At 72.3% G+C, this 26,065-nt stretch carries 20 protein-coding genes and 1 pseudogene; 17 read left to right on the top strand and 4 right to left on the bottom strand.

What is annotated here, in order from left to right:
• Positions 1–90: 90 nt before the first annotated feature.
• Positions 91–1,767, bottom strand: a complete 1,677-nt coding sequence (locus tag GXP74_RS33330; RefSeq protein WP_182454976.1) for an ABC transporter substrate-binding protein — start codon at positions 1,765–1,767, stop codon at positions 91–93.
• A 91-nt stretch (positions 1,768–1,858) separates the two neighbouring features.
• Positions 1,859–2,899: an ABC transporter permease gene (locus tag GXP74_RS33325; RefSeq protein ID WP_182454975.1), complete on the bottom strand. Its 1,041-nt coding sequence runs from the start codon at positions 2,897–2,899 to the stop codon at positions 1,859–1,861.
• Positions 2,900–3,303: 404 nt separating this feature from the next.
• Between GXP74_RS33325 and GXP74_RS33320 the strand changes: the two genes are divergently transcribed.
• Complete coding sequence (locus GXP74_RS33320; RefSeq protein ID WP_370468491.1) at positions 3,304–3,978, top strand: trimeric intracellular cation channel family protein; 675 nt, start codon at positions 3,304–3,306, stop codon at positions 3,976–3,978.
• A gap of 36 nt (positions 3,979–4,014) precedes the next feature.
• Here GXP74_RS33320 and GXP74_RS33315 read toward each other — a convergent pair whose 3' ends face one another.
• Positions 4,015–4,764, bottom strand: coding sequence for an IclR family transcriptional regulator (locus GXP74_RS33315; RefSeq protein WP_182454973.1), 750 nt, complete (start codon positions 4,762–4,764; stop codon positions 4,015–4,017).
• Positions 4,765–4,957: 193 nt separating this feature from the next.
• Between GXP74_RS33315 and GXP74_RS33310 the strand changes: the two genes are divergently transcribed.
• The 3 genes from GXP74_RS33310 (at position 4,958) to GXP74_RS33300 (ending at position 7,928) form a co-directional block, all read left to right on the top strand.
• Positions 4,958–6,145 carry a cysteine desulfurase family protein gene (locus GXP74_RS33310; RefSeq protein WP_182454972.1) on the top strand — a complete coding sequence of 396 codons (1,188 nt, stop codon included), beginning with the start codon at positions 4,958–4,960 and terminating at the stop codon, positions 6,143–6,145.
• A 65-nt stretch (positions 6,146–6,210) separates the two neighbouring features.
• On the top strand, positions 6,211–7,359 hold the full coding sequence (gene mnmA, locus GXP74_RS33305) for a tRNA 2-thiouridine(34) synthase MnmA (protein WP_182454971.1): 1,149 nt from the start codon (positions 6,211–6,213) through the stop codon (positions 7,357–7,359).
• 35 nt (positions 7,360–7,394) lie between these two features.
• A complete protein-coding gene (locus GXP74_RS33300) occupies positions 7,395–7,928 on the top strand; it encodes a TIGR00730 family Rossman fold protein (protein WP_182454970.1) in 534 nt (177 codons plus the stop codon).
• Here GXP74_RS33300 and GXP74_RS33295 read toward each other — a convergent pair.
• On the bottom strand, positions 7,904–9,985 hold the full coding sequence (locus tag GXP74_RS33295; protein ID WP_182454969.1) for an NAD-binding protein: 2,082 nt from the start codon (positions 9,983–9,985) through the stop codon (positions 7,904–7,906). The two genes, GXP74_RS33300 and GXP74_RS33295, sit on opposite strands and share 25 nt — an antisense overlap.
• A gap of 86 nt (positions 9,986–10,071) precedes the next feature.
• On the opposite strand from GXP74_RS33295, the gene GXP74_RS33290 reads away from it, so the two are divergent.
• From GXP74_RS33290 to GXP74_RS33230, 13 genes and pseudogenes are all read left to right on the top strand, one after another.
• On the top strand, positions 10,072–10,761 hold the full coding sequence (locus GXP74_RS33290) for an SDR family oxidoreductase (RefSeq protein WP_182454968.1): 690 nt from the start codon (positions 10,072–10,074) through the stop codon (positions 10,759–10,761).
• Between the two features lie 60 nt (positions 10,762–10,821).
• The gene (locus GXP74_RS33285; RefSeq protein WP_182456803.1) at positions 10,822–11,832 is read left to right on the top strand and encodes a methionine synthase; all 1,011 of its coding nucleotides are present in this window, start codon (positions 10,822–10,824) and stop codon (positions 11,830–11,832) included.
• A gap of 30 nt (positions 11,833–11,862) precedes the next feature.
• On the top strand, positions 11,863–14,115 hold the full coding sequence (ligA, locus tag GXP74_RS33280; protein WP_182454967.1) for an NAD-dependent DNA ligase LigA: 2,253 nt from the start codon (positions 11,863–11,865) through the stop codon (positions 14,113–14,115).
• Between the two features lie 265 nt (positions 14,116–14,380).
• Positions 14,381–15,973, top strand: a pseudogene (locus GXP74_RS33275) (putative bifunctional diguanylate cyclase/phosphodiesterase); the annotation flags it as partial.
• Between the two features lie 77 nt (positions 15,974–16,050).
• Entirely contained in the window at positions 16,051–16,347 is a 297-nt protein-coding gene (gatC, locus tag GXP74_RS33270; RefSeq protein WP_182454965.1) for an Asp-tRNA(Asn)/Glu-tRNA(Gln) amidotransferase subunit GatC, read from the top strand.
• Positions 16,348–16,353: 6 nt separating this feature from the next.
• Entirely contained in the window at positions 16,354–17,865 is a 1,512-nt protein-coding gene (gatA, locus tag GXP74_RS33265) for an Asp-tRNA(Asn)/Glu-tRNA(Gln) amidotransferase subunit GatA (protein ID WP_182454964.1), read from the top strand.
• Positions 17,866–17,888: 23 nt separating this feature from the next.
• Entirely contained in the window at positions 17,889–18,158 is a 270-nt protein-coding gene (locus GXP74_RS33260; protein ID WP_182456802.1) for a hypothetical protein, read from the top strand.
• A gap of 53 nt (positions 18,159–18,211) precedes the next feature.
• A complete protein-coding gene (locus GXP74_RS33255; RefSeq protein WP_182454963.1) occupies positions 18,212–19,291 on the top strand; it encodes an AAA family ATPase in 1,080 nt (359 codons plus the stop codon).
• Entirely contained in the window at positions 19,288–19,875 is a 588-nt protein-coding gene (locus tag GXP74_RS33250) for a hypothetical protein (protein WP_182454962.1), read from the top strand. Before GXP74_RS33255 ends, GXP74_RS33250 begins: the two co-directional genes overlap by 4 nt.
• Positions 19,872–21,374, top strand: a complete 1,503-nt coding sequence (gene gatB, locus GXP74_RS33245; RefSeq protein ID WP_182454961.1) for an Asp-tRNA(Asn)/Glu-tRNA(Gln) amidotransferase subunit GatB — start codon at positions 19,872–19,874, stop codon at positions 21,372–21,374. The genes GXP74_RS33250 and gatB overlap by 4 nt, the downstream gene beginning before the upstream one ends.
• 244 nt (positions 21,375–21,618) lie before the next feature.
• A complete protein-coding gene (locus GXP74_RS33240) occupies positions 21,619–22,446 on the top strand; it encodes a DUF4232 domain-containing protein (protein WP_182454960.1) in 828 nt (275 codons plus the stop codon).
• 195 nt (positions 22,447–22,641) lie between these two features.
• A complete protein-coding gene (locus GXP74_RS33235) occupies positions 22,642–22,854 on the top strand; it encodes a hypothetical protein (RefSeq protein WP_182454959.1) in 213 nt (70 codons plus the stop codon).
• Positions 22,855–22,998: 144 nt separating this feature from the next.
• Entirely contained in the window at positions 22,999–26,055 is a 3,057-nt protein-coding gene (locus GXP74_RS33230; protein ID WP_182454958.1) for a helix-turn-helix transcriptional regulator, read from the top strand.
• Positions 26,056–26,065 lie beyond the last annotated feature (10 nt).

The following is a 26,065-nucleotide window of genomic DNA, read 5'->3' as shown; positions in this document are numbered from 1 at the left end:
GTCCGGTCGGCGACGGGTCTCCGTCGCCGACCGGACCGGATGCGCGCCGCACCCGGGTCGAAGTGAGCGTCAGCTCACCTCGGGGGACTGCTAGTTGGTGAGGTACACGTGGGTCAGGTCGAGCTCGCCGATGATGGTGTCCTCGGTGAGGCCGCCGACGTGGTCGCCGGACATCTCGGTCTGGTTGCGGTACGTGAGCGGCACCAGCGGGAAGTCGGTCTGGAAGATGTACTGGTCAGCCAGGCCGTACGCGGCCGCCTCGGCGGTCGGGTCGGTCTTGGCCCCGGCCGCGTCCAGCTTCTGCTCGGCGACCTTGTCGTTCAGCATCGAGTAGTCGTTGTTGCCCTGGGCCTGGATCAGGCGGCCGTCGAGCAGCACCGGGTCGATGGTGGCGGCGCTCGGCCAGTCGGCGAACCAGTCGGCCCAGATCAGGTCGTACTTGTTCGCCGGGGTGCCGATGTTGTTGAAGTAGGTGGCGCGGTCGACCGGCTTGACGTTGACCGTGATGCCGATCTGGGCCAGCGAGTTGACGATCGTGTCGGCCGCCTTCTCGTGCGTCGGGTCGTTCTCGACCGCCAGCGAGAGGGTCAGGTGGGACACGCCGGCCTGCTGGAGCAGCGCCTTGGCGGCCGGGATGTTGCCGGTGCCGGTGTTGTTGTACGGGTTGTACGCGATCCGGCCCGGGGTGCCGGTGGGCAGGAAGCTGGTGGCGATGTCGCCGTACGCCGAGCCGCCCATGGCGCCGCGGTAGGTCTCCTTGTTGATCGCGTCGCCGATCGCCTCACGGACCTTCACGTTGGTGATGGTCGTGGTGTTCATCGCGATGTAGTCGACACCGGGGGTCGCGATGTTGTGCATCCGCGACTTCAGGGCCGGGTCCATGGTGAACGGGGTGAGGTCGGTGCCCGCGATCGGGTCCTCGATGACCGCGTTCTGGGCGTCGCCCTGGTCGGCCTTCATCAGCTGGTCGATGGACGCCTGGTCCTGACCGAACTTGATGTCGATCTCGTTGACGTTCTGCTCGCGCATCGGGTCGTTGCCGGCGGACCAGTTCGGGTTCTTGACCAGAACCATTTCCTTGTTGTGCACGTAGGACTTGATCTCGTACGAGGCGTCGGAGAACACGCTGGTGTCGTACGCGGAGCCGGTGTCCTTGGCCTTCGGCACGGCGGCGAAGGTGTCCATCGCGGCGGCCTGCGGGAACTCGGGCTGGGCGGAGCTCAGGTTGAAGACGATGGTGCTGGCGTTCGGGGTCTGGATCGACGGCAGCTCGGCGCCCGAGTACGGGCCCTTGTAGTTGGCCGAGCCGACCAGCCAGGTCCAGTAGGTGGTGCCGCTGCTGATGTCGGGCGAGGCCGCGCGCTCGACGCCGTACTTGACGTCGTAGGAGGTGACCGGGGTGCCGTCCTGCCACTTGACGCCGGGACGCAGGGTGAAGGTCCAGGTCTTGTCGCCGTTGCTGGGGACACCGGTGTTGGTCGCCAGGTCGCCGACCAGCTTCGGGGCGCCGCTGCCGGGGGACTGGCTCCACCCGGTCAGGGTGCGCACCAGCAGCTGGTCGATGTTCATGCCCTGCGTGGTGTACGTACGCTGCGGGTCGATGTGGTTGAAGTCGTCCTCGGCGTAGTAGACCAGGGTGCCACCCGAGATCTTTGATCCGGTGGTGCCGCTGCCGCCGGTGGACTTGCTTCCGCCGCAGGCGGTGGCTCCCAGGGCGACAGATATCGCGATAGCGGTCATGGCGACCGTGCGCTTGTTGCGCATCATGTGAGGGTCTCCCTTGGTGATTTCTCGGTTACCCGCCCTGGTGGCCGCCCGGTTCGGGGCAAGCGGCGCGGGATGCTTCGGTGCGACGGGGTCAGGCCCGGTTCGCGCGGGGGTCGAGGGCGTCACGCACACCGTCGCCCAGCAGGTTCAGCGCCAGCACGACGAGCAGCAGCGCGATACCGGGGACGAGCATGTACGTGGGGTCGTAGAGGTAGTACTGGGTGGCCGCGTTGAGCATGGCGCCCAGGTCCGGGTTGGGCGTGACGACGCCCACGCCCAGGTAGGACAGCGCGGCCTCGGTGGCGATGTTGGTGGGGATCGCCAGCGCGAAGGAGATCAGGATCGGCGCCCAGAGGTTCGGCAGCAGCTGCTTGAACAGGATGTGCCCCCAGCCGGCGCCCATGATCCGGGCCGCGTCGACGAACTCGCGCTCGCGCAGCGAGAGCACCTGCCCGCGGACCAGCCGGGCGGTGTAGGCCCAGGCGAAGGCGGAGATGATCACGACGATCGTGCCGAGCTGGAGGGTCTCACTGGTGCCGCCGTGGCTGTTGGTGGAGACGGCGTTGGTGATGACCGGGGTGAGCGCGATGATGAACAGCAGCTGCGGGAACGCCAGCATGATGTTCATGACCCAGTTCAGGAAGCTGTCGATCTTGCCGCCGAAGTACCCGGCGGCCAGTCCGACGACCACGCCCAGCACCGTGGAGATGATCGCGGCGGACAGCGAGACCAGCAGCGACGTGCGCAGGCCGTAGATCAGCCGGGAGAAGACGTCGTACCCGGTGCCCGGCTCGACGCCGAGCCAGTGGTGGCCGCTGATGCCGCCGAGCGAACCGATCGGGAAGTTGCCGGTGTTCGGGTCGATCGCCTTGAGGTCGGCCGACACCGGTCCCCAGCCCTCCAGGCTGGACAGCAGCGGCGAGAACGCGGCGGCCAGCAGGAAGATGACCGTCACGATCAGTGCGGCCAGTGAGGCACGGTCGCGGCGCAGCCGGGCCCAGGCCATCTGGGCCGGCGAGCGGCCGGCGATCGCGGCGGCCGCGGGCTCGGGGCCCTGCGATGAGTCAGCCGTGTCGGACACCAATGTCGTGGCATCGGTGTGGGAGCCGGTGGGCTGGGGCTGTGTGGTCATCGTGCAGACATCCCCGGATCTCAGTTCAGAAGTTCGTATCGCGGCGCGGTGTTAGGGGACTCTACGCATGCCGATTTTCGCTACTCAAGAGCACGAACCCGGCTGAGACCAGAATGAGATCATGCGGGATCATGACACGACGATCGAATGTCCGTTATATACGGCTATATGGGACGCTCGATGATCACCCACTGACACGACCTGCGACTTTTATGTCCGTTTTATAGCTTTATGCCCGACCACCCCTCGGAGTGGTGCATTTTGCTTGATCTTTACACTTCGGTCTGAGGGGTGGGACGCCCAGTGTTTCCGATGTGTGAATCGGGGCACCTGGAGTGCATTGAATGGCCGCATTCAAAAAGCGGGGCGCCAGCCTTCCGGTTGCCCCGGAAGCAGATAGAACAGTGGCTGTGACCACCTCGCGACTGTTCTCGCCCGACGTACAGCAGACGCTGGACCTGATCGGGATCTTCGTCTTCGCGCTTTCCGGCGGACTGCTCGCCGTGCGCAAGAACCTCGACATCTTCGGCATCGCGGTGCTGGCCGAGGCGACGGCGCTGGGTGGCGGACTGATCCGGGATGTGATCATCGGCGCGGTGCCGCCGGCCGCGTTCGAGAACCGCGGCTACTTCCTCACCCCGCTGGTCGCCGCGCTGGTCGTGTTCTTCCTGCATCCGGAGGTGGCGCGGATCAACAACGCGGTGCAGACCCTGGACGCGCTCGGCCTCGGCCTGTTCTGCGTCACCGGCACCGCCAAGGCCCACGACTACGGCCTGGGCGCGGTCGCCTCGGTCGCGCTCGGGGTGCTCACCGCGGCGGGCGGCGGGGTCGCCCGGGACCTGCTGGTCAGTGAGGTCCCCTCGCTGCTGCGCTGGGACCGCTCGCTGTACGCGGTGCCCGCGCTGGTCGGCGGCGCGATCACGGCCGGGCTGATCGCCGTGCACCACCTCGGCGCGGTCACCGGCGCGAGCGCGGCGCTGGTGGCCTTCACGGTGCGGATGCTGGCGCTGCGGTACGAGTGGCGGGCCCCCAGGGCCTGGCACCGGGGCAGCGCCAGCAGCCTCGGCGAGGAGGGGTGACGTCCCGTCGGAGTCCCTCCGGGGCGGGGGCGGGCGCTACTGGTCGGCCCGGCCGCCGTACTCCTGGGAGACCGCCTCGGCGGTCCGCAGCAGGTCGGGGACCAGCCGCCGCAGCGCCGCCAGCGGGGCGACCACGGTCGGGGTGGAGATCGAGCAGGCCGCGATCACCCGCCCGTCCACCCCCCGGATCGGCACCGCCACGCAGTTGACCGTCTCCTCGTACTCGCCCCGGTCGACCGCCCAGCCCTGCTTGCGGACCACCTCCAGCTCCGCCAGCAGCTCGGTCGGGAGCCGCAGCGAGCGCGCGGTGTACGCGGGGAACTCCAGCGCCTCCACCACCTCCCGCCGCCGCGCCTCCGGCAGGTCCGCCAGCAGCACCTTGCCGACGGCGGAGGCGGTCAGCGGGGCGCGCTTGCCGATCCGCGAGTACATCCGGACCGGGTAGCGGCTCTCCAGCTTGTCCACGTAGGTGACCTCGCCGTCCTCGTACACGGCCAGGTGCACGGTGTGGCCGCAGCGCTCGTTCAGGTCGGCCAGGTGCGGTGCGGCGACTACCCGGACGTCGATGCTCTCCAGCGCCAGCTGGGCCAGCGAGAACAGCTTGCCGCCGAGGCGGTAGCGGTAGTCCGACTGGCGGTGCACGAAGCCGTGCTCCTCCAGCGTGCGCAGCAGTCGCAGCGCGGTCGACTTGTGGACGCCGATCCGGTTCGCCGCCTGCTCCAGCGAGGCCGGTCCCTCGGCCAGGGAGGCCAGGATCACCAGGGCCCTGTCCACTGTCTGCGCCATCTGCTGCTGCCCCCTGCGGCGTGGTCCGACCGCTGGTCGTCTCGCGATCCCGTCGAGCGGGTGTGGACGGAGCTTAGGCAGCCGTTGCGCGGGTTGCAACGCGAGCGTGCCCGCCGGTCCGGGCCGCCGCCGGGGGCGCACTCGGGACCGGTGTCCACGAGCGGTGTCGGATCCCCTCTACACTTGACCCGCCATGCCCTATCTCGACCACGCGGCGACCACACCGATGCTGCCCGAAGCGGTGCTTGCGATGACCGCACACCTCGGCAGCACCGGCAACGCCTCCTCCCTGCACGCCGCCGGCCGCCGCGCCCGCCGCGTCATCGAGGAGTCCCGGGAAACCCTGGCCCAGGCGCTCGGCGCCCGGCCCAGCGAGGTGGTGTTCACCGGCGGTGGCACCGAGTCCGACAACCTGGCGGTCAAGGGCCTCTACTGGGCCCGCCGGGACGCCGACCCGGCCCGGGTGCGGATCCTGTGCAGCCCGGTCGAGCACCACGCCGTGCTCGACGCCGTCGAGTGGCTGGAGCAGCACGAGGGCGCCCGGATCGACTGGCTGCCGGTGGACGGCTACGGCCGGGTCCACCCGGAGGCGCTGCGCGCCGCCATCGCCGCCGACCCGTCCGACATCGCCCTGATCACCGTGATGTGGGCCAACAACGAGGTCGGCACGATCCAGCCGATCGTCGAACTCGCGTCTGTCGCAAGGGAGTTCGGCATCCCGATGCATGCCGACGCGGTGCAGGCCTTCGGCCAGCTGCCGCTCTCCTTCGCCGACTCCGGGCTGGACGCGCTCACCGTCACCGGCCACAAGATCGGCGGCCCCTACGGCATCGGCGCGCTGGTGCTCTCCCGCGCGGCCGGTCCGGTGCCGCTGCTGCACGGCGGCGGCCAGGAGCGGGACGTCCGCTCCGGCACCCTGGACGTGCCGGCGGCGGCCGGGTTCGCCGCCGCCGCCGAGATCGCCGTGTGCCGCCGGCCGGAGTACGCCCCGGCGGTCGCCGCGCTGCGCGACTCGCTGGTCGCCGGGGTGCTCGCGGCCGTCCCGGACGCGGTCTTCAACGGCGACCCGGGGCTGCGGCCCGGCGGACGGCTGCCGGCCGGGGCGCACTTCTCCTTCCCCGGCTGCGAGGGCGACGCGCTGCTGATGCTGCTCGACGCGCGCGGCATCGAGTGCTCCACCGGCTCCGCCTGCTCGGCCGGGGTGCCGCAACCCAGCCACGTGCTGCTGGCGATGGGCGTGGAACCGGCACTGGCCCGGGCCTCGCTGCGGTTCTCGCTCGGCCACACCTCCACCGAGGCGGACGTCGCGGCGCTGCTCGCGGCGATCGGACCGGTGATCGAGCGGGCCCGGATGGCGAGCGCGGCCAACGTCCGCCGCTGACCCGCCGTGGCTCCGGTGACCGCCGGGAAAAGGCGCTTCCGTGGGGCACGTACCCTGGACGCATCATGAATGACTTCCCTGGGGCTCCTGACGAAACCTCCACCTCCCTCGGCGGGGGGCGGCTGCGCGTGCTCGCCGCGATGTCGGGCGGGGTGGACTCGGCCGTGGCCGCCGCGCGGGTGGCCGAGGCCGGACACGAGGTGACCGGCGTGCACCTGGCGCTGTCCGGCAACCCGCAGTCCTTCCGTACCGGCGCGCGCGGCTGCTGCACGCTGGAGGACGCCCGCGACGCCCGCCGCGCCGCCGACGTCATCGGCATCCCGTTCTACGTGTGGGACCTCGCCGAACGCTTCCGCGAGGACGTCATCGACGACTTCGTCGCCGAGTACGCCGCCGGACGCACCCCCAACCCCTGCCTGCGCTGCAACGAGAAGATCAAGTTCTCGGCGCTGCTGGACAAGGCGGTCGCCCTGGGCTTCGACGCGGTGTGCACCGGCCACTACGCGCAGATCGTCACCGCCCCCGACGGCGCCCGCGAGCTGCACCGCGCGGTCGACCCGGCCAAGGACCAGTCCTACGTGCTCGGGGTGCTCGACGCCGGGCAGCTGGCCCATGCCGTCTTCCCGCTCGGCGACACCCCCAAGGACCTGGTCCGGGCGGAGGCCGACCGGCGCGGCCTCGCGGTCGCCCAGAAGCCCGACAGCCACGACATCTGCTTCATCGCCGACGGCGACACCCAGGGCTTCCTGGAGCGCCGGCTCGGCGCCAGGACCGGTGAGATCGTCGACGTCGACGGCACCCGCCTCGGCGAGCACAACGGCGCGTACGGCTTCACCATCGGCCAGCGCAAGGGCCTGCGGATCGGCCACCCGGCCGCCGACGGCAAGCCGCGCTACGTGCTGGACATCTCCCCGGTCGACAACCGGGTCACCGTCGGCCCGGTCGAGGCGCTGGACGTGGCCGCGCTCAGCGCCGTCCGGCCGCGCTGGTGCGGCCCGGCGCCGGTCGGCCCGGGCAGCTACTCCGCGCAGCTGCGGGCCCACGGCGAGCCGGTACCGGTCACCGCCGAGCTGGTCGGCGGCGAACTGCGGGTCGAGCTGGCCGAACCGGCGCGCGGCATCGCGCCCGGGCAGGCCGTGGTGCTCTACGACGGCACCCGGGTGGTCGGCTCCGCGACCATCGCCACCACCGCCCGCACCGCGCTGTCCAGCTGACCTCTTCGTCGCCGCACCTTCCCCGGGGGAACCCTGTGAACATCACCGTCTTCTGTTCCGCCAACGACCTGGACGAGCGCTACACCGCCCCGGCCCGGGAGTTCGCCAAGCTGCTCGGCGAGCACGGCCACACCCTGGTCTGGGGCGGCTCGCACGCCGGGCTGATGGGCCAGATAGCCGACGAGGCCAGGGCCGCCGGGGCGCGGCTGGTCGGCGTCAGCGTGGAACTGCTGGCGCACAAGGCGTACCAGGGCGCGGACGAGCTGGTGACCGCCGTCGACCTGGCCGCCCGCAAGGCCGAACTGCTGGCCCGCGCCGACGCGGTGGTGGTCCTGGTCGGCGGCCTCGGCACGCTGGACGAGGTCACCGAGGCGGTCGAGCTGAAGAAGCACAAGCAGCACCGCAAGCCGGTGGTCTTCCTGGACACCGACGGCTTCTACGACGGGCTGCGGACCCAGCTGCGGCGGATGGAGCGGGAAGGCTTCCTGCCGGCCGCGCTGGACTCGCTGGTCCGCTTCGCGGCCGACGGCGCCGAGGTGCTGGCCTACCTGGAGGGCCCGGCCGACTGATCGTCCGGCGGCTGCTCCCCGGCGGCCCGCTCCCCGGGCTGCCGCCGCTCCTGCTCGCGGAGCTGCTGGTTCCTGGCCACCACCCGGCGCGAATCGGCGTGCAGCTCCTCCTCGTTGATCGGCGGGTAGGGCGCGGCGGGCTGCGCCCGGGGCAGCCGCGGCAGCGGCGGCACGGCCGAGGCGCCGCGCCGGAAGCGGACCCCGTGCGCGGCCCCGACCGGCACCCCGCCCGGCACCGCGCCGGGCAGCCCGCCCGGGGCGCCGTACCCGCCCGGCTGCGGCGGCACCACCGGCGGCTCGCCCACGGCCGGAACGGGTGCCGGGACGTCCAGGCCGCGCTGAAGCAGCAGGCCCAGGCCCTCGCGGGTGGCGACCACGATCACCTGCTCGTTGGCGGCCAACGGCCGGTCGGGGTCCGGGTTCCAGATCAGGTGGTCGTCGGCCGCCAGCACCGCGACCACCCGCCAGCCGCCGGGACGGAACGCCTCGCCCACGGTCACCGCGCCCGAGGCCGCCCGGTCGCGCAGGCTCACCGCCGCGACCAGCAGCATCTGCCGCTCCACCGGGATCGCGGCCAGTACCTGGCGTCCCATCATCGCCGCCGCGAACGCGGGCGCGGCCAGGTAGGACACGCTGCGGCTGCGGGTCGGCGCCTGCGGATAGGAGGCCCGCAGCGCCCGGTAGACCGTGCCGGAGAAGGCGTCGTCGAACAGCCGGAGCACCACCCGCAGGTCCGGGCGGCGCTCCCTGGCGTACAGCACCGCCTCCAGGTTCACGCTGTCGTTGCTGGTCAGCGCCATCAGCGTCTGGCAGCGGGCGATCCGGGCGGAGCGGTAGACGGCGGGCTGGGAGATCTCCCCGATCACCACCGGTACCCGCCGGGCGCGGGCCCGGGCCAGCCCCGGCGCGTCCGGATCGCGCTCCACCGCGACCACCGGGACCCGCAGGTCCGACAGCCGCTCCATGACCCGGGTGCCCACCTTGCCGAGGCCGACCACCACGATGTGGTCGGTGGTGGTCCGCAGCGGGCGGTTCAGCGTGCTGACGCCGCGCAGCGCGCCCAGGTTCTCCAGCACCAGGGCCAGCACCAGCGGCATGATCATCATTCCGGTGAAGGCCGCCGCCAGTTGCAGCACCTTCCGCGCCAGCGAGGCCCCGAGCGCCGGGTTGCCCAGCCCGAAGACGTCCATCAGCACCAGGTACAGCGACAGCGGCAGCGCGTCGCCGGTGGCCAGACTGGTGGCCACGCTGAGCGTCGCGATCAGCACCGCGAGCCCCAGCCCGGCCAGCCGCAGCCGCCGCGAGAACAGCGCGCCGAACGGGATCCGGCGGAAGCGGGGGGCCGGTGGCGCGGGCTCGTCCGGGTCGTGCCGCAGCCGCAGCACCGCCCGGGTACGCGCGGCGTCGGTGCCGGAGACCTGCCCGGCCGAGGGCAGCAGCGCGTGCAGCGGGGTGTCACCGGTCCCCACCGCGTGGTCGGTCCGCGGTCCGAGCAGGGCCAGCGGGACGTCCGCGCCGGGCGGGGCGCCGACCGGCGCCTCCACCACCGAGAAGGTCCCGCCGTTGATCGGGATCACCTGGTTCCGGCCGGGCACCGCGGAGGAGACCAGCGCCGGGGCGGCGGTGTCCGAGGCCGACAGCACCGCGGCCGAGCCGCCCGCCGGTCCGGGCGTGCGGTTCAGCAGGTTCTCCAGCCGCTGCCCGAGGGTGATGTTGAAGATCCGCAGCACCAGCCGCAGCCGCGGGTTGAGGCCCTGGGCGAGCAGCGCGGCCTGGGTGACCACCGAGTCGTCGTCCATGGTCAGCGCGAGCGCGGTGGCCTGCTGCACCCCGGCGGCGATCAGCGTGGTCTCGTCCGGACCGCGCCCGGCGATCACCGCCACCGAGCCGTCCTCGGTGGCCAGCGCCGCCAGTTGCGGCCCGTGCCCCTCGGTCAGGCTGGGGATGATCAGGGTCACCCGCTCGCGGTAGAGGTGGATCAGGTCGAGCGCCAGACGGTGGGTCAGGGAGTCACCGCCGCACACGATCATGTGTCCGGCGTCCGCTGCGTCACTCACGTTCGTCCCCCTGGGCCATCGCGCTGCTTCCAGAGGCCCCATGGTGGCCGAACATCCCCGGTCGCGAACGTGATACTGCTGAACGCATGGGAACACATCTGATCACCGGAGCGGGCTCGGGCATCGGCGCGGCGGTCGCCACGCGGCTGGCGGAACGCGGCGAGGAGCTGTGGCTGCTGGCCAGGGACGCCGGTCGGGCGGCGCGGCTGCGGGCGCGCTTCCCCGGCAGCCACACCCTGATCGGCGACCTGTCCGCGCCGGACCGCCTCTCCTGGGCGCTGGGCCAGCAGCCCCAGCCGGTGGAACTGCACTCGCTGCTGCACATCGCGGGCGTGGTCCAGCTCGGCACCGTCGGCGACCTCACCACCAAGGTCTGGAACGAGACGCTGGCGGTGAACCTGATCGCCCCGGCCGAGCTCACCCGGCTGTTCCTGCCGACGCTGCGGGTCGGCCGCGGCCAGGTGGTCTTCGTCAACTCCGGTGCCGGGCTGTACGCGCACGCCGAGTGGGGCACCTACGCGGCGTCCAAGCACGGGCTGCGGGCGCTGGCCGACTCGCTGCGCGCCGAGGAGCGCGCCAACGGGATCCGGGTGACCAGCGTCTACCCGGGCCGCACCGCGACCGCCATGCAGCAGAAGGTGCGCGCCCAGGAGGGGCTGCCCTACGACGCCGACGCCTACATCGACCCGGAGTCGGTGGCCGCCACCGTCCTCAGCGCGCTGGACCTGCCGCGCGACGCCGAGATCACCGACCTCACCGTCCGCCCGGGACGCTGATCGGCGCCGACCGCCGCTGACCCGCGCCGGGGCGGCCCGGTCCCGTACGCTGCGGGCGTGATGTCGAAGAGCACGTTTCCGCAGTTGGACGGCGTCGGTGCGACCGGCGTCGGGTCGATGCCAGGGACCGACGCGCGGGAGGCCGCGAAGACCGTGACCGGCTCGCTGGAGGTGCTGCCGCACCTCGCCGAGCTGCCCGCGCGCGGCCCCGGCGCCGACATGATCGGCCGTAGCCTCGGCCTCCTGGTCGAGCTGTTCGCCCGGGTCGAACCCTCCGGCTGGCGCTTCGGCGACCACCCGGGGCGCGACACCCGGCGGGCCAGGTCCTGGCTCGGCGAGGACCTGGACGCCCTGGAGGAGTTCACCCAGGGCTGGACCGGCCCGCTGAAGGTCCAGGCGGTCGGCCCGTGGACGCTGGCCGCCGGGGTCGAACTACAGCGCGGGGAGAAGGCCCTGGCCGACCCCGGCGCGGTCCGCGACATCACCGGCTCGCTGATCGAGGGCCTGCGCGGGCACCTGGACGAGCTGCACCGCCGGGTGCCCGGGGCGCAGCCGCTGCTGCAACTGGACGAGCCCTCGCTGCCGGCCGTGCTGGCCGGGCAGGTGCCCACCGCCAGCGGCTGGCAGCGGCTGCGCGCGATCGACCGGCAGCTCGCCGAGGAGCGGCTGCGGGCCGTGGTCGACGGCCTGGGCGTGCCGGTGGTGGTCCACTGCTGCGCGCCGAACCCGCCGCTGGCGCTGCTGCGCCGGGCCGGGGCGGCGGCGGTGTCGCTGGACCTGTCCCTGCTGACGGAGCGTGACGACGAGGTGATCGGTGAGGGGGTGGAGGACGGCCTGGTACTGCTCGCCGGTGTCGTCCCGCCGCTGGAACCCGGGTTGTCGGACCCGGCCGGTAGTGTCAGCGGTGTCAGGAGGTTGTGGCGCAGGCTGGGGCTCGACCCGGCACTGCTGTCGCGACACGTCGTGGTGACCCCCAGCTGCGGTCTGGCCGGGGCCTCCCCGGCGTACGCCCGGACGGCGCTGTCACACAGCGTCATCGCCGCGCGCAGCCTGGCGGACAACCCGGAGTAGGCACACGTAGGAACAGGACGGGGGATTCCGATGGAGGAGAGCCCAGTGGCGGCTGACGTACCCGAACCGGACCGGGCGCGGCACGCGGAGTTGGCGCGGGAGCTGGAGGAGCACCGCCGCCGGTACTACGGCGACGACGCGGCCAGCATCAGCGACGCCGAGTTCGACGCCCTGATGCGGGAACTGATGGCCATCGAGGAGCGCCACCCCGAGCTGGTCACCCCCGAGTCGCCGAGCCAGAAGGTCGGCGGTGCGCTCTCCGAGCACCTGGCCAAGGTCACCCACCTGGAGCGGCTGCTCAGCCTGGACAACGCCTTCAACGACGAGGAGCTGGACGCCTGGGCCGAGCGGGTCGAGCGGGAGCTCGCCGGGCAGGAGTACCACTTCCTGTGCGAGCTGAAGATCGACGGCCTGGCGGTCAACCTCACCTACGAGCACGGGCGGCTGGTCCGCGCCGCCACCCGGGGCACCGGCCGGGTCGGCGACGACATCACCGCCAACGCGCTGACCATCGCCGACATCCCGCAGCGGCTGGCCACCGACGACCCGCCGGAGCTGGTCGAGATCCGCGGCGAGGTCTACATGTCCACCGCGGACTTCGAACGGTTCAACGCCGGGCTCGCGGCCGAGAACGACCGCCGCCGCGAGGAGAACGTCCGGCTGCTGGCCGAGGGCCGCCGCCCGCTGGCGCTGGAGACCCTGTACTCCAACCCGCGCAACACCGCCGCCGGTTCGCTGCGGATGAAGGACCCGCAGGCCACCGCCGCCCGGCCGCTGCGGATGCTGGTGCACGGCATCGGCGCCCGCAAGGGCTTCGACATCGACTGCCAGTCGCACGCCTACCAGCTGCTGCACGCATGGGGCCTGCCGACGGCCACCCACAACCGGGTGGTCGACTCGATCGCCGGGGTCAAGGAGTTCATCGCCCACTACGGCGAGCACCGGCACTCGGTGGACCACGAGATCGACGGCGTGGTGGTCAAGGTCGACGAGATCGCCCTGCAGGGGCGGCTCAGCGCGACCTCCAAGGTGCCGCGCTGGGCCATCGCCTGGAAGTACCCGCCGGAGGAGGCGGTCGGCAAGCTGGAGCGGATCGAGGTCGGGATCGGCCGCACCGGCCGGGCCACCCCGTACGCGGTGCTGGCCGCACCGGTGCTGATCGCCGGGTCGATGGTGCAGTACGCCACCCTGCACAACCAGGAGGTGGTGAAGGCCAAGGGCGTGCTGCTGGGCGACACGGTGGTGCTGCGCAAGGCGGGCGAGGTGATCCCGGAGATCCTCGGCCCGGTGGAGAGCCTGCGCGACGGCACCGAGCAGGCGTTCGTGATGCCCACCCACTGCCACGAGTGCGGCAGCGAGCTGCGCCCGATGTCCGAGGGCGACATCGACCTGCGCTGCCCCAACGCCCGCTACTGCCCGGCGCAGATCCGCGAGCGGATCGCCTACCTCGGCGGCCGGGCCGCGCTGGACGTCGAGGACCTCGGCTACGTCGCCGCCGTGGCGCTGACCCAGCCGCTGGAGCCGGCCACCCCGCCGCTGGCCGACGAGGGCGACATCTTCAACCTGACGGTGGAACAGCTGCTGCCGATCAAGGTGCTGATCCGCGACCCGAAGACCAGCCTGCCGAAGATCGACGAGGTCACCGGCGAGCAGAAGATCGTGTCGTTCTTCGCCAACCTCAAGGGCGAGCCGAAGAAGACCACGCTGTCGCTGCTGGAGAACCTGGAGGCGGCCAAGCAGCGCCCGCTGGCCCGGATCATCACCGCCCTGTCGATCCGCAGGGTCGGCCCGGTCGCCGCCCAGGCCCTGGCCCGCGAGTTCCGCGACCTGGACCGGATCGCCGCCGCCAGCGAGGAGGAGCTGGCCGCCACCGAGGGCGTCGGCCCCGGCATCGCCGCCGCCCTCGTCCAGTGGTTCGCCGAGGACTGGCACCGCGACATCATCGAGAAGTGGCGCGCCGCCGGGGTCCGCCTCGCCGAGGAGGGCAGCGACGAGGAGCAGGCCCCGCGCCCGCTGGAGGGGCTGACCGTGGTGGTCACCGGCACCCTCACCGACTACACCCGGGACGGCGCCAAGGAGGCCCTGCAGCACCTCGGCGCCAAGGTCACCGGCTCGGTCTCGAAGAAGACCGACTTCGTGGTGGCCGGGGACAACCCCGGCTCCAAGTACGACAAGGCGATGCAGCTGAAGCTCGCGGTGCTGGACGACGACGGCTTCGCGGTACTGCTGGCGCAGGGGCCCGAGGCCGCCCGCGCGGTCGCGGCACCGACCCCGGAGGATTGACTGATTGCTCGTCAAGTGACTTAACGCAAAGGCAAAACGCCCACGGCGGCGGATATGGTGGTGGTCCGCCGCCGTCAAGGACACCGCTGGGTTACGTACCGTCCAATTCCATGTCCCTTGCACAGGTGCGCATTTACGCTTGAAGCAGCCCGTCCGCAGCGGGTACGCGGGGAAGCAAGAGGACCACTTCATGGAGCGCACGTCGAGGCTCGGCCGTGCCGCCGGCCAGTCCGGCCCGACCGGGCAGACGATCAGGGTGGCGGTGTTCGTCGGCGTGCTGGTGGCAGGGGCGGCGCCACTGCTGCCCCTGGCCCTGCTCACGATCCGGCACGCGCCGCAGCTGCTGCCGCTGTTCGCGGTCCCGCTGGCGGTGCTGTACGCCGCCTGGCGGATCGCCCGGGAGCGGGTCCGCGACCAGGAGACGGACTCGCTCACCGGGCTGGCCAACCGCGGCGCGCTGCTGCTGGCCGCCCGCGAGGCCATCGCCGCCGGACCGCACCGGGTGGCGCTGGTGCTGTTCGACCTCGACCGCTTCCGCTCGCTCAACGACACCCTCGGCCACGCCGCCGGGGACCGGCTGCTGGTCCAGGTCGGCATCCGGCTGCGCCGGGCGGTGCACACCCCCGGCGCGGTGGTGGCCAGGATCAGCGGCGACGAGTTCGCGGTACTGCTGCCCGCCGTCGGCGGCGACGAGGAACTGCTCGCCACCGCCCGCGCGCTGGCCGCCGAACTCGCCGCACCGGTCTTCCTGGACGGCATCCAGCTGGTGCTGGAGTCCAGCGCCGGGCTGGCCGTCTCGCCCGACCACGCCGACGACGCCGATACCCTGCTGCGCCGCGCCGACGTCGCGATGGCCCACGCCCAGCGCAGCCGCAGCGGCATCGAGATGTACCGGCCGGAGCAGGACGCCGACACCCCGGAGCGGCTGGGCCTGCTCGGCGACCTGCGCCGGGCCCTGGACAACGGCGACGTGAAGATCCACTACCAGCCCAAGGTCGCCTTCGACGGCCATGTGGTCGGCCTGGAGGCGCTGGTCCGCTGGGAGCGGGCCGGGCGCGGACCGGTCAGCCCGGAGGAGTTCGTCGGCCTGGCCGAGTCCACCGGCCTGATGCCGCAGCTCACCGACTACGTGCTGGACTCCGCCGTGGCCCAGCTCGCCGGCTGGCGGGCCGAGGGGATGACCGTGCAGGTCGCGGTCAACGTGTCGCCGCGCGACGTGCTCCGGCAGGGCTTCGCCGCCTCCGTCGCCGAACGCCTGGCCCGGTACGGCGTCCCGGCCGCCGCGCTCCAGCTGGAGATCACCGAGCGGCTGCTGCTGGAGGACGGCCAGCTGGCCGCCGCCACCCTGGAGGAGCTGCGCCGCCACGGCGTCGGGATGTCCCTGGACGACTTCGGCACCGGCTACTCCTCGCTGGTCCGGCTGCGGCGGCTGCCGGTCGGCGAGCTGAAGATCGACCGCTCCTTCGTCAGCCGGATGGTCGCCGACGACCACGACGCCGCCGTCGTCCTGTGCTCGGTCCAGCTGGCGCACTCGCTGGGGCTCACCGTGGTCGCCGAGGGCGTCGAGGACGACGAGACCTGGGAGCGGCTGCACGACATGGGCTGCGACGCGGTCCAGGGCTGGCTGGTCTCCGCCGCCCTGCCCGCCGACCAGGCCACCGCCTGGCTGCGGATCCGCAACGCCGCCCGGCCCGCGCTGGACCCGGCCCCGCGCACGGCCCCGCGCGCCACCCCGATCACCACCCAGCTCGCTGCCCCGATCACCACGCCGCTCACCGCCCAGCTCGCCGCCCCGCTCGCCGCCCCGCTCACCGGCGCGGACGAAACGCCTGTGCAGGCCCCCGCCCCGCCTCCGTAGGATGGGGTCGCGCCGCTGTCAATACACTGGCGTCGACACTTTCGACACTTGAGAACTCACCCCGATGGGATCGCTGCATGCCGAGCATTACGCGCGAGGAGGTGGCCCACCTCGCCCGGCTGTCGCGGCTGGAGCTGAAGGCCGAAGAGCTGGACCACTTCGCCGAGCAGCTCACCGCGATCGTGGACGCGGTCGCCCGCGTCAGCGAGATCGCCGCCGATGACGTACCGCCGACCTCGCACCCGCTGCCGCTGACCAACGTCATGCGCGCGGACGTGGTCCGCCCGTCGCTCACCCCCGCCGAGGCCCTCGCGGGCGCCCCGGCCGTGGAGGAGCAGCGCTTCCGCGTGCCGCAGATCCTTGGGGAGGACTGACCACCCATGACCGACCTGAACAGCGCATTCGACCTGACCCGCGCCACCGCCGCCGACACCGCCGCCGCCATCGCGGCCGGTGACGTCTCCGCCGTCGAGGTCGCCCAGGCGCACCTGGACCGGATCGACGCCGTCGACGGCAAGGTCCACGCCTTCCTGCACGTCGACACCGAGGGCGCGCTCGGCGCGGCCCGCGCCGTCGACCAGCGCCGGGCGCGCGGCGAGGAACTCGGCCCGCTCGCGGGCGTCCCGCTCGCGCTCAAGGACGTCTTCACCACCAAGGGCGTGCCCACCACCGCCGGATCGAAGATCCTCGAAGGATGGGTGCCGCCCTACGACGCCACCCTGACCAGCCGCCTCAAGGAGGCGGGCGTGGTGATCCTCGGCAAGACCAACATGGACGAGTTCGCCATGGGGTCCTCCACCGAGAACAGCGCCTACGGCGCGACCGGCAACCCCTGGGACCTCTCCCGGATCCCCGGCGGCTCCGGCGGCGGGTCCGCCGCCGCCCTCGCGGCCTTCGAGGCCCCGCTGGCCATCGGCACCGACACCGGCGGCTCGATCCGCCAGCCCGGCGCGGTCACCGGCACCGTCGGCGTCAAGCCGACCTACGGCACGGTCTCCCGCTACGGCCTGATCGCCTTCTCCTCCTCGCTGGACCAGGGCGGCCCCTGCGCCCGTACCGTCCTCGACGCGGCGCTCCTGCACGAGGCGATCGCCGGACACGACCCGATGGACTCGACCTCCATCGACACCCCGGTGCTGCCGCTGGTCGCCGCCGCCCGCCGCAAGGACGTCACCGGCATGCGGATCGGCGTCGTCAAGGAGTTCGGCGGCGAGGGCTACCAGCCCGGCGTGATGCAGCGGTTCCACGAGTCGGTGGAGCTGCTGCGCGAGCTGGGCGCCGAGGTGGTCGAGGTGTCCTGCCCGGCGTTCACCTACGCGCTCCCGGCGTACTACCTGATCGCGCCCTCGGAGGCCAGCTCCAACCTGGCCCGCTTCGACGCCATGCGGTACGGGCTGCGGGTCGGCGACGACGGCACCCGCTCGGCGGAGGACGTCACCGCGCTGACCCGCGAGGCGGGTTTCGGGGCCGAGGTGAAGCGCCGGATCATCCTCGGCACCTACGCCCTGTCGTCCGGCTACTACGACGCCTACTACGGCTCGGCGCAGAAGGTCCGCACGCTGATCACCCAGGACTTCGCCCGCGCCTTCGCGGACGTCGACGTGCTGGTCTCGCCGACCACCCCGACCACCGCCTTCCCGATCGGCGAGCGCGCCGACGACCCGATGGCGATGTACCTGGCCGACCTGTGCACCATTCCGTCGAACCTGGCGGGCAACTCGGCCATGTCGGTGCCCTGCGGTCTCGCGCCGGAGGACAATCTCCCGGTCGGCCTGCAGATCATCGCCCCCGCCCTGGCCGACGACCGGCTCTACCGGGTCGGTGGAACGGTCGAGGCGGCACTCAACGACAAGTGGGGACACCCCCTGCTGGAGGAGGCACCCGCGCTGTGAGCAAATCCATCGAGAAGGCCGGACTGGTCGAGGCGAACGGAACCGAGACCAGGGCCAGCCGGGCCAAGCAGCTCAAGGGCTTCAAGCACAGCAAGCCCGGCCTGCTGTTCAGCATCGGCACCAGCGCCTTCGGCGCCGTCGGTGTGGTCAAGGACATCCGCAAGTCCCGCTCCGAGGGTGACGCCCTCAAGCTGATCAACGCCACCGTCGCCGCCCTCGCTCTGCTGACCAGCACCGCCCTGCTGGTCCGCGAGCTCCGCCGACTCGGCACCGACGACGTCCTGGCGGACTGACCGGGGCCCGAGGGCGACCTGTCGGAAAGCGAACCAACGAAAGGAGCGGTGGAATGATCGAGCGGATCGAGATCGACGGGTTCAAGTCCTTCAAGGACTTCACACTGGACGTTCCACCGCTCCTGGTCGTCGCCGGTGCCAACGCGAGCGGGAAGTCGAACGCGCTGGACGCGCTCCGGCTGCTGGCGGAGACGGTGCGTGACCCCGTCGCGTTTCATCGGTTCAACCGCGGAACCGGCATGCAACTCCTGCGGCAGAGCGGCGACGGCAGCCGTTGCCGGGAGCTGCGTATCAACGTCTCCATCAGCCTGCCCGGCACCTCCGGTACGGTCCGTACCTTCGAGCCGAGCCTGTACTGCGAGGTGCTGCACCCCCATCCCCGCGACGCCACGCTGCGCGTGACCTTCGGGCCGAGGACGGGGGAATCAGGAGCGGACTACGACCTGGTGGACCAGGAGCTCGGGAGCTGGCTGTTCCTCGACCCGGTGTGCGGGCTGGCCAGGATGCGGGCCGACGGCACGGACCGGGGCCGACTGGCCCCGGACGCGTCCAATCTCGCGGCGGTACTCGGCCGGTTCAGCGAGAGCGACACGCTCGCTGAACTGATGTTGGACGCGTGCGCGGTGATCCCGGCTCTGGACGACGTGGTTCCGGTTCGCGACCACCGTGGCGACTGGGACTACGACCTGCGCTACCGGGAGCAGGGTGCCATGTCCCCCAGCGTGGCCTCGGACGGCACCCTCAGGGTGCTGGCCCTGCTCGCCGCCGTCCATGATCCGGAGAACCCGGGGACGGTGATCGTCGACGAGATCGAGAGCGGCCTGCACCCCTCCCGGCTTGCGACGCTGCTCAGCCGGATCGCCGATCGCACCCGTCCCGACCAGGGGCGGCCGGGCCGGCAAGTGATCGTCACCACTCACTCCCCGGTGGTGGTCTCCCACATGCTCGCCGAGGGTCGGGACGCGGTCGTGTTCTTCGACTCGGTGTTCCACCCGGAGGAGGTCGACGGTGTCCGTGTCGGCTCCATGATCACTCGCGCGCGGGGGGTGGGGGAGACCGGTGTGCGGGGCACTTATGTCACTCCGATCGAGGTCCGCAACTATCTGGAGACCGTTCGGCGGGACACCTGGTGAGCGGTCGCTACCTGATGGCGGGCCTGGTGACCGAAGGCGAGAGCGACGAACTGCTGCTCGCCCCGGTGATCCTGCGCCAGCTCCGGCAGCTGTCCCTGCGAGGCCCCGAGGCGTTCGACGTCGGGGAGATCGTGCTCTCCCCGGTCCGCACCGTGCATCCCGGCGATCGGGTCGAGGACGAGGTGCGGATGCTGCTCGGCTGCTGTGATGTGGTCATCGCGCACCAGGATCACCGGGAGTCCGGGAAGGTCGAGTCGCTCGCTGCCCGTCTGGGCGCTGACCGGCGTCGGCTGGTCGGTATCGTCCCGCGTTGGGAGACCGAGGCATGGGCACTGTGTGATCCTCAGGCTTTCCAGCGCATCCCGGCGTGCGATCTCTCACGGCTTCCGAGGAAGCCGCACGAGACCGAGGCGATCGCGGACCCCAAGGCCGCGTTGCGAGCTGTACTTCGCTCGCGCAGCGCCACCAAAGTCCTGGACCAACTCGGCCGTGACATCCGCTTGGAACGGCTTGCCTTGATCCCTGCCTATCAGTCCTGGCTTGATGGGCTGACCAAAGTACTGAAGGAGTTGCACTTCCTATGACCGTCACCGTTGACCTGGTGCCTTATGACGAGGCCCTTGCCGCCTACGACCCGGTGATGGGCCTGGAGGTCCACGTCGAGCTCGGGACCGCCACGAAGATGTTCTGCGGGTGCTCCACCGAGCTGGGCGAGGAGCCCAACTCGCAGGTCTGCCCGGTCTGCCTGGGGCTGCCCGGGTCGCTGCCGGTGGTGAACGCGGTCGGCGTGGAGTCCGCCATCAAGATCGGGCTCGCGCTGAACTGCGAGATCGCCGAGTGGTGCCGCTTCGCCCGGAAGAACTACTTCTACCCGGACATGCCGAAGAACTTCCAGACCTCGCAGTACGACGAGCCGATCGCCTTCAACGGCTACCTGGACGTCACGCTGGAGGACGGGGAGGTCTTCCGGGTGCAGATCGAGCGTGCCCACATGGAGGAGGACACCGGCAAGTCCTCGCACATCGGCGGCTCCACCGGTCGGATCCAGGGAGCCTCGCACTCGCTGCTCGACTACAACCGCGCCGGGATCCCGCTGATCGAGATCGTCACCAAGCCGATCGAGGGCGCCGGTGCCCGCGCCCCCGAGGTCGCCAAGGCGTACGTCGCCGAGCTGCGCGAGGTGATCCGGGCGCTCGGCGTGTCCGAGGCGCGGATGGACAAGGGCCAGATGCGCTGCGACGTCAACCTGTCGCTGCGCCCGCACGGCCGCGAGCAGTTCGGCACCCGTTCGGAGACCAAGAACGTCAACTCGCTGCGCTCGGTCGAGCGCGCGGCCCGGTTCGAGATCCAGCGGCACGCGGCGGTGCTCAACGACGGCGGCACGATCCTGCAGGAGACCCGGCACTTCCACGAGGACGACGGCAGCACCAGCGCCGGGCGGATCAAGGACAACGCCGAGGACTACCGCTACTTCCCGGAGCCGGACCTGGTGCCGGTCGCCCCGTCCCGCGAGTGGGTGGAGCAGCTGCGGGCCGCGCTGCCGGAGATGCCCCGGGTGCGCCGGGAGCGGCTGCAGACCGAGTGGGGGATCTCCGACCTGGAGATGCAGTCGGTGCTGAACGCGGGCGCGATCGAGCCGATCCTGGAGACCGTCGCCGCCGGTGCCCCGGCCGACCAGGCCCGCAAGTGGTGGATGGGCGAGCTGGCGCGCCGCGCCAACGAGTCCGGCACCGACCTCAGCACCCAGCCGATCACCCCGGCGCAGGTCGCCCGGGTCTGCGCGCTGGTCGCCGACGGATCGCTGAACGACAAGCTGGCCCGCCAGGTCATCGAGGGCGTCCTGGACGGCGAGGGCGAGCCGGACGAGGTCGTCGCCAAGCGCGGACTCGCGGTCGTCAGCGACGACTCGGCGCTGGGCGCGGCGGTCGACGCGGCCATCGAGGCCAACCCGGACGTCGCCGCCAAGATCCGCGACGGCAAGGTCGCGGCGGCGGGCGCGCTGGTCGGCGCGGTCATGAAGGCCACCCGCGGCCAGGCCGACGCGGCCCGGGTGAAGGAGCTCATCCTCGAACGGCTTGCCTGAGAGGATCATGGGCGCAGTCTGGAGCGGCTTGCCTGAGAGGATCATGGGCGCAGTCTCGAACGGCTTGCCTGAGCTCGGCGCAGGCGTCTGCCGCCGCACCCCGTCCGCGTTCCCGCGGGCGGGGTGCGGTGCTGTCAGCTGCGGTTTCTGTAACAGCAGTTGTTACGAGTCATAGGAAACCGGACATGCGGCCCCGGCTGTGTAGAGGGATACAACACCTGCTCACACACCCCCGGGGGACAGCATGACCACGCCCAGGAACACCCGCCGCCGCATCCTTCCGCTGGCGCTGCTCGCCGCCGCCACCACGCTGGCGCTGACCGCCTGCGGCGGGGCCTCCGGCAGCGGTGCGAACGCGGCCGGGAGCGGCGCGTCGGCTTCGGCCCCGGCGTCCGCGGCGCCGTCCGGGGGCGTGTCCGCCGGGACCACCGGGGGCTCCACCTCGGCCGCGCCGCACTCCTCCGGTGCGACCGGCGGCGGCAGCGGCGGCGGCTCCGGCAGCCAGGGCTCGTCCTCCGGCGGCAGCGGGACCACGGGCAACCCGATCAGCAGCGGTGGCGGCAACGGCAGCAGCGACTCCTACGCCTACCGGCACCCCTGCACCGCCGACCAGCTCAGCACCAAGGTCTCCTACGACGCGCAGCTGGGCGTGACCAAGCGGCTGATCGCGGTCACCGACACCGGCAGCGCCGCCTGCGGCCTGAGCTACTACCCGGTCGTCGCGATCGACAACAGCTCCAGCGTCAACAACCCCCAGGGCACCGTGCAGACCGTGCAGCCGAAGGTGCCCAGCGGCCTCGGCGGCGCCCCGTACTACGCGCTCTACGCCGGGCAGACCGCCTACGCCGTGGTCGACCTCGACCCGAGCCACAGCACCGCCGGGGCCGGCCGCGCCTACGACGAGCTGTCCGTGATCCCCACCGACAGCCTGCCGGACGCCGACAGCGTCGAGTCCCGGATCGTCGAGGAGGGCGGCGGCACCGGCAACCCCTACGTCGCCGCGCCGTTCCTGGGCCTCTACGAGAGCAGCGTCTCGGCCGCCGCCGGCTCCGCGAACCCCGGCAACGGCTGAGCTGACCGCCCTAAGGCCCCACGGCCGTCCTACCGCTGCCCGGTAGGACGGCCGCAGTCGTTTCTAAGGCCACGCAACCGCCCAGGATCAGGCAGGCTCCCGATGCCCGGGACCCCCCTTGGCGAGGAGTCTTGATCTCAGCAGAAAGGGTCCCCGCACCGGGCGGGGACCGGATCCGGACCCCAGGAGATCCAGATGTTCGCCGAGATCAACCAGCTGACGCTCAAGGACCGCGACGCCGAGCTGTACCGCGCCGCCGCCCGGCAGGGGCAGATCCGCATCGCGGTGCAGGCCGCCCGCGCCGCGAAGGCACGCCGGAACGAAGGACGGGGGGACGGTGATCCGGTAGCGCCCCGCCGCTGGGGGATACGCCGCCGGCCGCGGGAGACCGCAGCGGGGCGGTGCTGATCACCGAGGGCGGCGAATCGGGGGGTTCGTCGCCCGCCCCCGTCCTGCCCGACTCGTCCGACTTGCCCGCTGACCTGGCCATTGTCCCGCCTGCCTGGTTCTGCTCCGGGGAAAATATCGGCCGTACTGTCGGAGGGCTGTGACATGCTCGGCTTCGTGGAGCGGATATCGGTAAGTCCTCTGTTCGTCGGCCGTGGTGCCGAACTGGCCACACTCACCAAGGCGCTGAAGCGGGCGGGGGAGGGACTGCCGCAGGCCCTGCTCGTCGGTGGTGAGGCGGGGGTCGGCAAGACCCGGCTGCTGGAGGAGTTCCAGTGCTCGGCGGGCGCCGCCGCCACCGTCGCCGTCGGCGGCTGTCTGGAGGTCGGTGCCGAGGGTCTGCCCTACGCGCCGTTCGCCACCCTCCTGCGGCGGCTGCACCACGAGCTCGGCAGCGAGCTGGAGGCCGCCGCCGAGGGCCATGAGAGCAGCCTCGCCCGGCTGCTGCCGGACTTCGGCGAGGCCGCGCCCGAGTCCCACGACGAGTTCGCCCGCGCCCGGCTGTTCGAGCACACGGCGCTGCTGTTCGAGCGGCTGGCGGCGGAGCGGACCCTGGTGCTCGCGGTCGAGGACCTGCACTGGTCCGACCGCTCCACCCGGGAACTGCTCGCCTACCTGATCCGCACCCTGCAACAGGCCCGGGTGGTCATCCTCGGCACCTACCGCAGCGACGACCTGCACCGCCGCCACCCGGTCCGGCCCTACCTCGCCGAACTGGAGCGGCTGCGCACCGTGCAGCGGCTGGAGCTGCCGCGACTGGCCCAGCGCGAGGTGGCCCGGCAGCTCGTCGGGATCATGCGGCCCAGCGTCCCCGACCGGGACCTGGTCAACCGGATCTACGCCCGCTCCGAGGGCAACCCGTTCTTCGTCGAGGAACTCGCCGTCTCCTACCAGCAGTGCCCGCGCGGCCTCACCGACTCGCTGCGCGACCTGCTGCTGGTCCGGGTCGAGGCGCTGCCGGAGGACACCCAGGGCATCCTGCGGGTGCTCGCGGTCGGCGGCTCCGCCGTCGAGCACGGGCTGCTGGCCGCCGTCACCGGGCTGCCCGAGGACGAGCTGGCCGACAACCTGCGCACCGCCGTGGGCGCCAACATCATCCAGCCGAGCGCCGACTGCGACGGCTACCGGTTCCGGCACGCCCTGGTCCGCGAGGCGGTCTCGGACGACCTGATGCCCGGCGAGCGCAGCCGGATCAACCGCCGCTACGCCACCGCGCTGGCCGCCGATCCCGCCCTGGTCTGCCGCGACCAGGCCACCGCGCGGCTGGCCGACTACTGGTACCACGCCCACGACGCGGCCCGGGCGCTGCCCGCCGCGCTGGACGCCGGTCGCGAGGCCCGCCGCCGCAACGCCTTCGCCGAGCAGCTCGGGATGCTGGAGCGCGCCATCGAGCTCTGGGACGACGTCCCGGAGGAGGTGCTGCGGTCGGTCCGGGCCTACGACTGGGCCGAGGAGACCTATCCGCCGGGCGCCTGCGACCCCGGCCTCCGCAGCGAGGAGTGCGACCGGCTGCGGCTGATCGACGTCCTGGCCGAGGCGACCGTCGCCGCCCGGCTCAGCGGCGAGCACGATCGCGGGCTGCGCTTCGTCAAGCGCGCGCTGCGGATCGTCGACGAGGAGCAGGACCCGGACCGGGCCGCCTGGTTCCTGATGCAGCGCGGCCGGGCCACCCGCTACAACAACGGCGCGCCGATGACCGAGGACGTCAGGCACGCGCTGCGGCTGCTGGAGGGCCGCGGCCCGTCGGCGGTGCTCGCGGACACGCTCAACCGCTGGGCCTGCGACGGCATGCTGGGCGAGGCCACCCGCGACCACCTGGAGACCGCCGCCCGCGCGGCCGCCATCGCCCGCGAGGTCGGCGCCCGCTCCACCGAGGTGCACGCCCAGCTCACCCTGGGCATGCTGCACGCCGCCTTCGGTGAGTACGAGGAGGGCGCCCGGGTCCTGGACGAGGTCAGCCAGCAGGCCGGCGAGACCGACGACATCGACCTGCTCTGCCGGATCCACATCAACCTGTCCAGCTACCACCTGCAACTGGGCCGCGGCCGGACGGCGGTGGCCGCCGGCCGGAAGGGCCTGGCCCTGGTCCGCCGGAACGGCATGACCGCGTACAACGGCACGATCATGCTCGGCAACCTGGCCGAGTCGCTGATGTACCTCGGCGAACTCGACGAGGCGGGGCGGCTGTTGGAGGAGGAGCTGTTCGGCGCGGGGCAGGACGCGCACCTGGACTTCCTGAAGCGGCTCCGCGGTGACCTGGCCCTGCTGCGCGGCGACACCGCCAAGGCGGCCGAGTACCTGGCCGCCGCCAGCGGCTCGCGGACCGCCTGGCAGCCGCAGAAGTTCCTGCCGACCTCCTCGTTGGCCGTCCGGGTCGCCGGCCGGACCGGCCGCTTCGCCGAGGCCAGGGCGGCGCTGCTGGCCGTCCTGGACCATGGCCTCGCCCCCGGGCACGAGCGCGAGGTGTGGGAGCTGCTGACGCACGCGGCGGCGGCCGAGGCCGACGCCTACGGACTGCCCGCGATGGAGCCGGACCGGGCGCGGACGCTGGAGCGGATCCGGCGGGCCGCCGCCGGGTTGACCCGGGGGCTGCCGCTGTTCGCGGCCTGGGCGCGGCTGCTGGAGGCCGAACTGGCACGGGCCGAACGCCGGGACACCCCGGCCGACTGGCTGGCGGCGGCCGAGGCGCTGCGGGTCAGCGAGCAGCCCTACCCGCGCGCGCTGGCGCTGCTGCGGGCGGCCGAGGCGCTGGCGGTCGCGGGCGAACGGGAGCAGGCCTCGGCGGCCGCGGCCGCGGCGGCGGAGCTGGCCGAGCACCAGGGGGACGTGCAACTCGCACATCTGGTAAGGCAGTTGATCGAACGGGCGCGGCTGCGCCCGGCGGAGGTGGCGGAGCCCGCCGGGGCTCCGGCGGTGACCGGGGCGGCCTCGGCCGGTCCGGCGGCGGAGGAGCCGGCCCCGGCCTTCGGGCTGACCCGGCGCGAGCAGGACGTGCTGCGGCTGGTGGCGCTGGGGTGGACCAACCGGCAGATCGCCACCGAGCTGTACATCTCGCCGAAGACCGCGAGCGTGCACGTCTCCAACATCCTGGCCAAGCTGGAGGTCGCCGGCCGCGGCGAGGCCGCCGCCATGGCCCACCGGTTGCACCTGGTCCCGGCCTAGGGGCGATCGG

This window comes from Streptacidiphilus sp. P02-A3a (genome assembly GCF_014084105.1).
Taxonomy (GTDB): domain Bacteria; phylum Actinomycetota; class Actinomycetes; order Streptomycetales; family Streptomycetaceae; genus Streptacidiphilus.
The sequence above is the reverse complement of the archived record's forward strand: the minus strand, read 5'-3'. Positions and strand labels throughout refer to the sequence as shown.

What these genes read in the sequence shown, in the direction of transcription:
- GXP74_RS33310 (WP_182454972.1), top strand. Translation starts at nt 4,958, where the DNA reads ATGCCCTATCTCGACCACGCGGCGACCACACCGATGCTGCCCGAAGCG.
- gatA (WP_182454964.1), top strand. Translation starts at nt 16,354, where the DNA reads ATGACCGACCTGAACAGCGCATTCGACCTGACCCGCGCCACCGCCGCC.
- GXP74_RS33230 (WP_182454958.1), top strand. Translation starts at nt 22,999, where the DNA reads ATGCTCGGCTTCGTGGAGCGGATATCGGTAAGTCCTCTGTTCGTCGGC.
- ligA (WP_182454967.1), top strand. Translation starts at nt 11,863, where the DNA reads ATGGAGGAGAGCCCAGTGGCGGCTGACGTACCCGAACCGGACCGGGCG.
- GXP74_RS33285 (WP_182456803.1), top strand. Translation starts at nt 10,822, where the DNA reads ATGTCGAAGAGCACGTTTCCGCAGTTGGACGGCGTCGGTGCGACCGGC.
- mnmA (WP_182454971.1), top strand. Translation starts at nt 6,211, where the DNA reads ATGAATGACTTCCCTGGGGCTCCTGACGAAACCTCCACCTCCCTCGGC.
- GXP74_RS33240 (WP_182454960.1), top strand. Translation starts at nt 21,619, where the DNA reads ATGACCACGCCCAGGAACACCCGCCGCCGCATCCTTCCGCTGGCGCTG.
- GXP74_RS33325 (WP_182454975.1), bottom strand. Translation starts at nt 2,899, where the DNA reads ATGACCACACAGCCCCAGCCCACCGGCTCCCACACCGATGCCACGACA.
- GXP74_RS33330 (WP_182454976.1), bottom strand. Translation starts at nt 1,767, where the DNA reads ATGATGCGCAACAAGCGCACGGTCGCCATGACCGCTATCGCGATATCT.
- gatC (WP_182454965.1), top strand. Translation starts at nt 16,051, where the DNA reads ATGCCGAGCATTACGCGCGAGGAGGTGGCCCACCTCGCCCGGCTGTCG.
- GXP74_RS33255 (WP_182454963.1), top strand. Translation starts at nt 18,212, where the DNA reads ATGATCGAGCGGATCGAGATCGACGGGTTCAAGTCCTTCAAGGACTTC.
- GXP74_RS33315 (WP_182454973.1), bottom strand. Translation starts at nt 4,764, where the DNA reads ATGGCGCAGACAGTGGACAGGGCCCTGGTGATCCTGGCCTCCCTGGCC.
- GXP74_RS33290 (WP_182454968.1), top strand. Translation starts at nt 10,072, where the DNA reads ATGGGAACACATCTGATCACCGGAGCGGGCTCGGGCATCGGCGCGGCG.
- gatB (WP_182454961.1), top strand. Translation starts at nt 19,872, where the DNA reads ATGACCGTCACCGTTGACCTGGTGCCTTATGACGAGGCCCTTGCCGCC.
- GXP74_RS33235 (WP_182454959.1), top strand. Translation starts at nt 22,642, where the DNA reads ATGTTCGCCGAGATCAACCAGCTGACGCTCAAGGACCGCGACGCCGAG.